This window comes from Pseudomonas gessardii (assembly GCF_001983165.1).
Lineage (GTDB): Bacteria > Pseudomonadota > Gammaproteobacteria > Pseudomonadales > Pseudomonadaceae > Aquipseudomonas > Aquipseudomonas gessardii.
Genome location: NZ_MNPU01000106.1, coordinates 1 through 2574, shown reverse-complemented (window position 1 = coordinate 2574; position 2574 = coordinate 1). Strand labels below are relative to the sequence as shown.

Below are 2574 nucleotides of genomic sequence, written 5' to 3'. Positions count from 1 at the left end.
TGCGGATTCCATGATCATCCGGACACCCATTCCACCGACATCCGGACACTAATTCCACAAGCATCCGGACACCGATTCCACGGCCATCCGGACACCTTCAGGCAGGCAGCAACGCAGGACTATTCACTACTATCGACCTCTTTTTTCGAAGCGAAGAGGTCGTCGTGGAGCGTTTATCCATGCGTAAAATCCGAGAGGTACTACGCCTAAAGTTCGACGCCGGCCTGTCCGTGCGAAAGATCGCCGCCAGCTTATCCATCGGCCATTCGAGTGCAGGGGATTACCTCTGCCGGTTCGCCGCCAGTGGGCTTCAGTGGCCCATCGATATTTCTGACGCGGAGTTGAATCGACGGCTGTTTCCACCGGCAGTGGCGGTGCCGACCGACCAGCGCCCAATTCCTGACTGGGCGTGGGTACACGCGGAGTTGCGCCGCCCCGGCGTCACTCTGGCCTTGCTCTGGCAGGAATATCGACTCGCTCACCCGCAAGGCTTCCAATACAGCTGGTTCTGCGAGCACTACCGCCTTTGGGCCGCCAAGGTCGACGTGGTCATGCGCCAGGAGCATCGTGCTGGCGAAAAGCTGTTCGTCGATTACGCCGGGCAAACAGCGCCGGTCATCGACCGGCAAACCGGCGAGATCCGTCAGGCTCAGATCTTCGTCGCCGTTCTCGGCGCGTCCAGCTACACCTTTGCCGAGGCCACCTGGTCGCAGAAATTGCCCGACTGGCTGGGCTCGCACGTCCGATGCTTTGCTTTTTTCGGCGGCACAACGCAGATCCTGGTGCCCGATAATCTGCGCAGTGGCGTGACTAAAGCGCACCGTTACGAGCCGGATATCAACCCCAGCTACCGCGATCTGGCCGAGCATTACGGCGTCGCCGTCTTGCCTGCTCGCTCGCGCAAGCCCAAGGACAAAGCCAAGGTCGAAGTCGGCGTGCAAGTGGTCGAACGCTGGATCCTGGCGGTGCTGCGCAACCGCCAGTTTTTCTCGCTTGGCGAACTCAATACAGCCATCGCGCTGCTGCTGGATCGCCTCAACCACAAGCCCTTCAAAAAGCTGCCCGGCTCACGCCGGTCAGCCTTCGAGGCCCTCGACCAACCGGCCTTGCAAGGGCTGCCGGAACACCCGTACGTTTATGCCGAATGGAAAAAGGTACGCGTCCATATCGACTATCACATCGAGGTCGATGGTCACTTCTACTCAGTGCCGTACCAGCTGGTAAAGCACCAACTCGAAGTACGACTCACCGCCCAGACCGTCGAGTGCTTCCACGCCAATCAGCGCGTGGCCAGCCACTTGCGCTCGCTGCACAAAGGCCGCCACACCACCCAAACCGAGCACATGCCCAAGAGCCACCGTGAGCACGCCGAATGGACTCCACAACGGTTGATCCGGTGGGCAGAGCAGACCGGGCCTAACACCGCTGGCGTCATCGCCTACATCCTCGAACGCCGAATCCACCCACAGCACGGCTTCCGCGCCTGCCTGGGCATCCTGCGCCTGAGCAAACAGCACGGTGAGGCGCGGCTGGAAGCCGCGTGCCAGCGTGCGCTGGCACTGGGCGCATGCAGTTACAAAAGCCTCGAATCGATCCTGCGCCAAGGGCTGGAGCGCCTGCCGCTGGCCCAGCAAAACCTGCCGCTGCTGCCCGACGAGCACATCAACCTGCGTGGCCCGGGATACTACCACTGACCTGAAAAAGGAGCTTCGAAATGCTACCGAATCCAACGCTCGACAAGCTACAAACCCTGCGCCTGCACGGCATGATCAAGGCGCTGAGCGAGCAACACGCAACGCCCGACATCAACGATCTAAGCTTCGACGAACGCTTCGGTCTGATGGTCGATCGCGAGCTGACCGAGCGCGAAGACGCCCGCCTGACCACCCGCCTCAAAGCCGCGCGGTTGCGCCACAACGCCTGCCTGGAAGACATCGACTACCGCAGCCCACGTGGCCTGGACAAGGCCATGATCCTGCAACTGGGCAGTGGCCAGTGGCTGCGTGATGGCCTGAACCTGATCATCGGCGGGCCAACTGGCGTAGGCAAAACCTGGCTCGCCTGCGCGCTGGCCCACAAGGCCTGCCGCGACGGCTACAGCGTCCGTTATCTGCGCCTGCCGCGCTTGATGGAGGAACTAGGCCTGGCCCACGGCGACGGCCGCTTCGCCAAACTGATGGCCGGCTACGCCAAGACTGACCTGCTGATCTTGGACGACTGGGGTCTGGCACCGTTTACCGCCGCGCAACGACGCGACATGCTCGAACTGCTGGACGACCGCTACGGCAACCGCTCGACACTGGTCACCAGCCAGATGCCGGTGGACAAATGGCATGCGCTGATCGGCGATCCGACCTTGGGCGACGCGATCCTCGACCGTCTGGTGCACAACGCTTATCGGATCGAACTGAAGGGCGAATCGATGCGCAGGCGCGCAACGAAATTGACGGCGGTAGGGGCTTCAGACTAACAATGCAAACCTGCGTCGCTGCGCTCCGACTGCCTGTCCGGATGAGCGTGGAACGAGTGTCCGGATGTTGGTGGGCTGAGTGTCCGGATGGCGTGGAATCCGCA

The 2574-nt window shown here is 61.8% G+C and carries 2 protein-coding genes; both read left to right on the top strand.

All coding sequences use genetic code 11. From position 1 onward, the window contains the following. Positions 1 to 179: 179 nt before the first annotated feature. Positions 180 to 1694: an IS21-like element ISPsy14 family transposase gene (istA, locus tag BLL38_RS29705; protein ID WP_019437297.1), complete on the top strand. Its 1515-nt coding sequence runs from the start codon at positions 180 to 182 to the stop codon at positions 1692 to 1694. A gap of 20 nt (positions 1695 to 1714) precedes the next feature. After that, entirely contained in the window at positions 1715 to 2470 is a 756-nt protein-coding gene (istB, locus tag BLL38_RS29700; RefSeq protein ID WP_019437298.1) for an IS21-like element ISPsy14 family helper ATPase IstB, read from the top strand. Positions 2471 to 2574: the final 104 nt, after the last annotated feature.

Bases quoted from the DNA above. Each gene is read 5' to 3' on its own strand.
- istB (WP_019437298.1), top strand. From the start codon at position 1,715: ATGCTACCGAATCCAACGCTCGACAAGCTACAAACCCTGCGCCTGCAC.
- istA (WP_019437297.1), top strand. From the start codon at position 180: ATGCGTAAAATCCGAGAGGTACTACGCCTAAAGTTCGACGCCGGCCTG.